Here is a 6804-nt window from a genome sequence, read left to right as displayed (position 1 = left end):
ATCGGCCTGGCGGCCGGTGAGCCCCTGGGCCGTGGCGGCTTGCCGCCTTCGGTGTACAGCTTGTTGCCGCGTTTGGTGGAGCGCGCCGGGTTGACCCGCGACGGCGTTATCACCGCGATCTACACGGTACTGATCGAACAGGATTCGATGAGTGACCCCGTGGCTGACGAGGTTCGCTCGTTGCTCGACGGCCATATTGTGTTGTCCCGCAAGCTGGCAGAGCGCGGTCATTACCCGGCGGTTGATGTGCTGGCCAGCCTTTCGCGGATTTTGAGCAACGTCGCCACGCCTGAGCATATCCAGGCGGGTACGGGGCTGCGCCGCCTGTTGTCGGCGTACCAGCAGATCGAGCTGATGCTGAAGCTGGGCGAGTACCAGGCCGGCAGTGATGCGCTAACTGACCTGGCGGTGGACAGCCGTTCAGCGGTGGATGGCTTTTTACGCCAGGACTTGCGTGAGCCTTCACCGATGGAGACGACGTTGGATCAACTGACGGAGCTGACCGCCTATGTTCCTTTCTGAGTTGGAAACCCTGCGGCGTCTGCGCAAACACCGGGCGGACCGGGCCGAGCGCGAATTGGGGGAGGCTAAAAGGCATCAACGAGCGCTGCAATTGCAAGTTGAGCAGGCACAGCAAGTCCTTGAACAAACTCGCCTGCAGGAGGCCGAGGAAGGTGCGCAGCTATTGAGCAAGCACCAAGGCCAGGTCATCTCGTTTCAGGCACTCAAGTCATGGAATACCCAAGAGCGCTCGTTGTCCGCCAGTACGCTGCGCGAAGAGGCGCAATTACATGAGTTGCACGGGCAGCAGGAGCAGCAAGTAACTCACGTCGAAGGCATGCAAAAGCAGGTCAGCCGATGTTTGCGCGAGGTCGAAAAACTTTGGGAATTATCCCAGTTACTGGTGCAGGAGAGTCATGAAACGATTACCTGTGAGCAGGGTTAACCGGCCCCGTATGCGCGAGCCGAGGGACGACCGTGAGAGAGGAGTTGAGGCCGTGGTGCCCTGGGTTCATGTGCACTTATTCACCCAGATTTTCGCCAAGGATGACAGTCAAGGTGGTTACGCTTCCCGCTTGCCTGGGCGCAGTGCGGCGGCGGATAAAGTAATGATCGAGGCATTGACGGAGCAGTTGGCGCTTCGCGTTCAGGGCGTCACACAATGGCCGTTGCTGGCGGTGCTTTACCTGCCACGACTGGGGCGAATCAACGCCAGTGTTCAACGGCAGCCGGGCGCCTGGAACGTCGAGCTGGAAGCCGAAGAACCGCGCACGGCGGATTGGCTCGGCACTGTGAAAAAACGCTATCAGGACAGGCTGGTCGAGGCGTTGGGGCAGCCTGTTGATATCCACATCAAAAGCGCGAGACCCCAATGATCATGTCCGCTTTGACACCGCCATTGGTTGAGGCGGCAAGGGTTGCGGCGTTGCATCGGCTGGGGCGCGGGTTACGCATGCCGTTTCACGTGGGCGATCAGCAGGGGGCATTTGTGCTCGAACCCGGTCGCGCTCCTGAAGGGGTAAGCCCTGTGTGGGTCGAGAGTGCCCTCGGCGTACTGGCGTTCTCGGAGCCCGATGCGATGTTCAGTTTGATGGGCGAATGCCCGGTAACCCTGGCAGAGGTTGGTAACGACCCGAAGTCCTGGTTCTGGGAGTTGTTCCAGCATCACCTCAGCCCGCAGGTGCAGGCGTTATTCGGTTATCTGCGCGTGCTGCCTGCGCCTGAAAAATTGGGCTTTGGTTGCCGTTTTACCGTGGTGTTGGGGCCGTCCAAGGTCGCAGGTTACCTGTGGCTGGCCCCGCAAAGTTTGCTGGCGATGTGTGCCGCTGGCACTTGGTTGTCGACGGCCAGCCCATTACCGGCATCGTTTCCGTTGGCAATAGCCGTGACGTTGGGCCGCTTGAGTTTGCCCATTGCGCAATTGCGTGGCGTACGTGCGGGGGACGTGCTGATGCTCGAGCACGCCTTTTTTGATGTACAGGGCCATGGTCATTTGAATATCGGCAGTCAACGCCTGCAAGGGCGCATTGACGATGAGGCCGGCCCGTTATGCCTGAACCTTATTGCGATAGAGGAAGCGTCCATGGACGAAGGATTTGTAATAGAAGAAGTCCCGGGGCCTGAATTTGATCAACCGGTGGAAGATGTCTTCGGCCGGGAGCTCTTTGATGACTTGAGTATGGCGCTGACGGTGCGTTGTGGTGCCCTGAACCTGACCCTGGGCGAATTGCGCAATCTCGCTCCCGGTGCGGTGTTGGGCATCAGCGGGTATGCCCCGGGCCTGGCCGGCCTGTATTACGGTGAACGGCCTATTGGCCAGGGACAGTTGGTGGAAGTCGATGGACGTCTTGGCTTGCAATTGTCTCGCGTGGTGTTCTCCCGATGATATTCCAGGGCGTTGACCCGGTTGTCCTGGCGCTGTTTTTCGCGGCGCTGTCGTTGCTGCCGATGCTGTTGATCATTTGCACAGCGTTCTTGAAGATCGTCATTGTGCTGATGATCACCCGCAACGCTATCGGCGTTCAGCAGGTGCCTCCAAGCATGGCGATCAATGGAATAGCGCTGGCCGCTACGCTGTTTATCATGGCCCCCGTGGGTTACCAGATCGCCGAGAACCTCAAGGGTACGCCCCTGGACATGAGCAATGTTCAGACGGTTCAAGCGACTGGCCTTGTGGCCATAGAGCCGCTACGTGCGTTTATGAAACGCAACATTGATCCGGATGTGTTGACCCACATGCACGAAAACAGTGTGCGCTTGTGGCCATCGGAAATGGCGCAAAGCACCCAACGCGACGACCTGATTCTGTTGATCCCCTCCTTTGTGCTGTCGCAGTTGCAGGCCGGCTTCGAGATTGGCTTCCTGATCTACATTCCGTTCATCGTCATCGATTTGATTGTGTCCAACCTGCTCTTGGCGCTGGGTATGCAAATGGTCTCGCCCATGACCATTTCCCTGCCGCTCAAACTGCTGTTGTTCGTCATGGTCTCCGGGTGGTCGCGGTTGCTCGACAGCCTTTTTCTTTCCTACCTGTGAGTGCCCTATGGAACCGATCGTACTGTTCAAGCAGGGCATGCTGCTGGTGGTGATGTTGTCGGCCCCACCGCTGATCGTGGCGGTGGTCGTCGGCGTGCTGACGTCACTGGTTCAAGCCCTGATGCAGATACAGGACCAGACGTTACCCTTTGGCATCAAGCTGGTCGCGGTGGGTATCACACTGATATTGACGGGACGCTGGATCGGCGTGGAGCTGATTCAACTGATCAACCTGATGTTCGACATGATCGCCCGCTCGGCGCTGAACTGAGGGCATGTACGTGCTGCCTTATCTTGAATATTTGCCAAGCCTGCTGGTGGCCATGGCGAGGATCTACCCCTGTGCCATTCTGGTGCCGGCGTTCTGCTTCCAGCATATACGTGGCATGCCTCGGCACGTCATCGTGATGGTCATGGCATTCATTCCGGCGCCAGGTATCCATGCTGTACTGGTGGACCAAGACTACTCCGCGCTGATGATCATCGGCCTGATATTCAAGGAGGCCGCCTTGGGCATTTTGCTGGGTGTCCTGTTGGCCATGCCTTTTTGGATGTTCGAGTCAGTCGGCGCGTTGTTGGATAACCAGCGTGGCGCCCTGGCGGGTGGTCAACTCAACCCTTCACTGGGGCCGGATGCAACGCCCATCGGGCATCTGTTCAAGCAGTTGGTGATTTACTTGTTGATCGCTGTTCTGGGTTTGAGCGTCCTTACCCAAGTGATCTGGGACAGCTATTTGATCTGGCCGGCCACGGCCTGGGTGCCGCTGCCGGCAGTCAATGGTTCAGTACGTTCCTTGGCATACTCGGCGATACCTTTACCCACATGATGCTTTACGTTGCGCCCTTTATTGCCGTGTTGTTATTTCTGGAGTTCGGCCTCGCCCTACTGGGGGTCTACAGTCAGCAGTTACAGGTGAGCACGTTGGCGCCACCGCTCAAAAGCCTGGCGGGTCTTGGTATTCTGTTGTTGTACTTTGCGTTGCTGCAGGACCTGATCGTCGGACGCTTGAATCTGCTGGGTGACCTCAAGCACTCACTCGGCGTGATGTTCCAGGTCTCGACGCCATGAGTGACTCCGGTGAAAAGAAGCACCCGGCCTCCGCCAAAAAATTGCGCGATCAACGCAAGAAAGGCCAGGTTTCCCAAAGCCAGGATGTCAGCAAGCTACTGGCGCTGACAGCAATCAGCGAGATTGCTTTGTTCACCGCCGAAACGAGCTTGCAACGCTTTCAGCAACTGATGGTGTTGCCGATGTCGAGCATGGCTCAGCCCTTCACTCGAGCGCTGGAGGAGGTGCTGTTTGAAGGGCTGTTGATGTTTTTCTCGTTCGCCCTGTTGATGGTTGGGATGGCCATTGCCGCGAAGCTGATCAGCAGCTGGATGCAGTTCGGGTTCCTGTTTGCGCCGCAGACCTTGAAGCTGGATTTCAATCGTCTCAACCCTCTCAAGCAGCTCAAGCAGATGTTCTCCGCTCAATCGGTCATGAATCTGTTGATGAGTATTACCAAGGCGGTGCTGTTGGGGGTGGTTTTGTACGTGGTCATCAGGCCTTCATTGGGCACATTGATTAACTTGGCCAACAGCGACCTGCAAACCTACATCCTTGCGCTAATCATCCTGTTCCGCCACTTGCTGCATGTCTGCCTGGGGCTATTGCTGGTGTTGGCGCTGATTGACCTGGCGTTGCAAAAACACTTTTTCGCCAAGCGCATGCGCATGACGCAGGTCGAGGTCGTCAAAGAGTACAAGGACATGGAGGGTGACCCGCATGTGAAGGGGCAGCGCCGCGCGTTGGCACAGCAGTTGGCCCAGGAGGAGCCGAAGGTCAAACTGCCCAAGCTGGAAGAAGCCGACATGCTGGTGGTCAACCCGACGCACTTTGCTGTCGCGCTTTATTACCGTCCCGGTAAGACGCCGCTGCCCCTGTTGGTGAACAAAGGCACCGACGATGATGCTCGAGAATTGATTCGGCAGGCGAAGGCCGCCGAGGTACCGGTGATTCAGTGTGTATGGTTGGCCCGCACGCTTTACACGAAAAAACTGGGAGCAAGCATCCCCCGCGAAACCTTGCAGGCGGTGGCGCTGATCTATCGCACATTGCGTGAGCTTGATGATGAAGCTAAGCGCGAAACCCTTGAGTTGCCGGAGCTTGAGCTGCGCTGATCAACACCAGGTACACCTGGTGTTGATCGTTGAGAAGTCACCGAAGGCTTAGCGTTCCAGCGAGATCGTTTGGTAGTCCGCCCGTTCACCGGATGGCCCTGGCTCGACGCGCATCTGCGGTGGCCACCAGATCACCATCTTATCCTTGGTCGATTGCGGGCGTGAGCAGGAGTCGCCTTTGCAGGTGGGGCTGCAGCCAGCGATGAGCAGCACTGTGCTGATCAGGGCGATGCACAACAAGCGGTGTTTCATGGGGTGGCCTTCTTCTGAGCGGGAGTGATCAAGGAGGGGCGCGGCACGCCGATGTGTTCATCCTTCACCACCGGACGCATGGCGATAAATACCTCGGCTTCTTCACCCGGTTTGAGCCAGGCGCGCGGCCACACGGTGACAGCCAGCGTTTGCGAGTTGCTGCACTCCTTTTCGTCGATACGCACAGTGCGCTTGAACTGATTACGCAGCACTATCACCGCCACATTGAACTGCGGGCCGGCATACCACTGGCTGCGTTCGGTGTTCATTGCCAGTAGATCGCGGGTAGTGCACAAGGTGCCCAGGCCCAGTGGCATAGGGGCTGCCTTGAATGCCAGGGGAACCTCCCCGCTGACGAGATGCGCCAGGGTGCTGGTGATGTCACTGCGTTTGATGACCGGCTCGTGTGCGGCATAACGCCTGGCCAGTGGCTTGAGTGCGGCTTGCAGCTCTGCCTGATCGTCCTGCGGCAAATAACGTGAAGGGTCAGCTTGGTCACCGATCACGCGTGGGGTCAGGATAAACAGGCGTTCGCGGCGGTTGTTCTTGCGTTCGGTGGAGGAGAACAACGCCTTGCCCAACAGCGGTATATCCCCCAACAGGGGAATCTTGTTGCGCTTGTCGGTGCTTTCGGTGACATGGAAACCACCGACCACCAGTGAGCGTTTTTCCGCCATGACCGCCTGGGTGCTGACATTGCCCCGGCGTACATCGGGACCGATGCGATTGGCGTTGGATTCGTCGAAGTTTCCGTCTTCGATATCCACCATAAGGTGCACCTGATGGGTACCGCGGGTCGTAATCACCCTGGGTACCACCTGCAGGCTGGTACCGACAGTGATGGGCAGGATGGTCGCGACCTCTGTGCCTGCGGTCAGATATTGGGTGCGGTTGAAATCAATCACTGACGGCTGGTTTTCCAGAGTGAGGACTGACGGGTTGGACACCATGGTTGCCAGGCCGCGTTGCTCCAGTGCACGTATCTTGGCAAAGAAAAGATCACGGTTTTCGATCGACAGTTGCGACGAACTCCCCGGCGCCATTCGTGTGTCGCTACTGAAGCGACTGTTGCCCCAATTGACGCCGAATTCGCGCAGTTGAGTGCGTTCGATATCAAGAATGATTGCATCGATTTCCACCATTTTGCGCGCCACGTCGAGCTGAGTAATCAGCTCGCGGTACATCGCCTGCCGTTCCGGAAGGTCATAGATCAATACGGCGTTGTTGCGCACATCGGCTTCGACGCGGATTCTGCCGGCAGACACCGGTACTCGCGGGGTGAGTGTCGCGCCGGTTTCCAACTCCCCCTGTTTCGCTGTCTGCCCAAGCCTTTGCCCCAATATTGGGTTGTTT

8 protein-coding genes and 2 pseudogenes are annotated in these 6804 nt (G+C 57.8%); 8 read left to right on the top strand and 2 right to left on the bottom strand.

Annotation, left to right across the window (positions count from 1 at the left end; genetic code table 11):
* The 8 genes and pseudogenes from E0F99_RS28125 to sctU all read left to right on the top strand — a co-directional run.
* Window positions 1–522 (top strand): annotated as a pseudogene (locus E0F99_RS28125) (EscN/YscN/HrcN family type III secretion system ATPase); the annotation flags it as partial.
* A complete protein-coding gene (gene sctO, locus E0F99_RS28120; protein ID WP_083360272.1) occupies window positions 509–946 on the top strand; it encodes a type III secretion system stalk subunit SctO in 438 nt (145 codons plus the stop codon). The pseudogene E0F99_RS28125 and the gene sctO, both read left to right, overlap by 14 nt.
* A 52-nt stretch (window positions 947–998) precedes the next feature.
* Window positions 999–1376 (top strand): type III secretion system HrpP C-terminal domain-containing protein, encoded by a 378-nt coding sequence (locus tag E0F99_RS28115; protein WP_232000109.1) that lies wholly within the window; start codon window positions 999–1001, stop codon window positions 1374–1376.
* Window positions 1373–2386 (top strand): FliM/FliN family flagellar motor switch protein, encoded by a 1014-nt coding sequence (locus E0F99_RS28110; RefSeq protein ID WP_083360270.1) that lies wholly within the window; start codon window positions 1373–1375, stop codon window positions 2384–2386. The genes E0F99_RS28115 and E0F99_RS28110 overlap by 4 nt, the downstream gene beginning before the upstream one ends.
* Window positions 2383–3036 (top strand): type III secretion system export apparatus subunit SctR, encoded by a 654-nt coding sequence (gene sctR / locus E0F99_RS28105; protein ID WP_083360269.1) that lies wholly within the window; start codon window positions 2383–2385, stop codon window positions 3034–3036. The genes E0F99_RS28110 and sctR overlap by 4 nt, the downstream gene beginning before the upstream one ends.
* A 7-nt stretch (window positions 3037–3043) precedes the next feature.
* Window positions 3044–3307: a type III secretion system export apparatus subunit SctS gene (gene sctS / locus E0F99_RS28100; RefSeq protein WP_083360268.1), complete on the top strand. Its 264-nt coding sequence runs from the start codon at window positions 3044–3046 to the stop codon at window positions 3305–3307.
* A 10-nt stretch (window positions 3308–3317) separates the two neighbouring features.
* Window positions 3318–4105: pseudogene (gene sctT, locus E0F99_RS28095) on the top strand (type III secretion system export apparatus subunit SctT).
* Complete coding sequence (sctU, locus tag E0F99_RS28090) at window positions 4102–5199, top strand: type III secretion system export apparatus subunit SctU (protein ID WP_083360267.1); 1098 nt, start codon at window positions 4102–4104, stop codon at window positions 5197–5199. Before sctT ends, sctU begins: the two are co-directional and overlap by 4 nt.
* Before the next feature lie 48 nt (window positions 5200–5247).
* Here sctU and hrpT read toward each other — a convergent pair whose 3' ends face one another.
* Together hrpT and sctC are read right to left on the bottom strand one after the other, a co-directional pair.
* A complete protein-coding gene (gene hrpT, locus E0F99_RS28085; RefSeq protein ID WP_083360266.1) occupies window positions 5248–5451 on the bottom strand; it encodes an HrpT family type III secretion system protein in 204 nt (67 codons plus the stop codon).
* The coding region (sctC, locus tag E0F99_RS28080; protein WP_130909066.1) for a type III secretion system outer membrane ring subunit SctC at window positions 5448–6804 on the bottom strand (1357 nt) is incomplete at its 5' end. The genes hrpT and sctC, both read right to left, overlap by 4 nt.

The sequence above is a fragment of the Pseudomonas antarctica genome (assembly GCF_900624995.1).
Taxonomy (GTDB): domain Bacteria; phylum Pseudomonadota; class Gammaproteobacteria; order Pseudomonadales; family Pseudomonadaceae; genus Aquipseudomonas; species Aquipseudomonas antarctica.
The sequence above is the reverse complement of the archived record's forward strand: the minus strand, read 5'-3'. Positions and strand labels throughout refer to the sequence as shown.

Bases quoted from the DNA above. Each gene is read 5' to 3' on its own strand.
- sctR (WP_083360269.1), top strand. From the start codon at position 2,383: ATGATATTCCAGGGCGTTGACCCGGTTGTCCTGGCGCTGTTTTTCGCG.
- sctU (WP_083360267.1), top strand. From the start codon at position 4,102: ATGAGTGACTCCGGTGAAAAGAAGCACCCGGCCTCCGCCAAAAAATTG.
- E0F99_RS28110 (WP_083360270.1), top strand. From the start codon at position 1,373: ATGATCATGTCCGCTTTGACACCGCCATTGGTTGAGGCGGCAAGGGTT.
- sctS (WP_083360268.1), top strand. From the start codon at position 3,044: ATGGAACCGATCGTACTGTTCAAGCAGGGCATGCTGCTGGTGGTGATG.
- hrpT (WP_083360266.1), bottom strand. From the start codon at position 5,451: ATGAAACACCGCTTGTTGTGCATCGCCCTGATCAGCACAGTGCTGCTC.
- sctO (WP_083360272.1), top strand. From the start codon at position 509: ATGTTCCTTTCTGAGTTGGAAACCCTGCGGCGTCTGCGCAAACACCGG.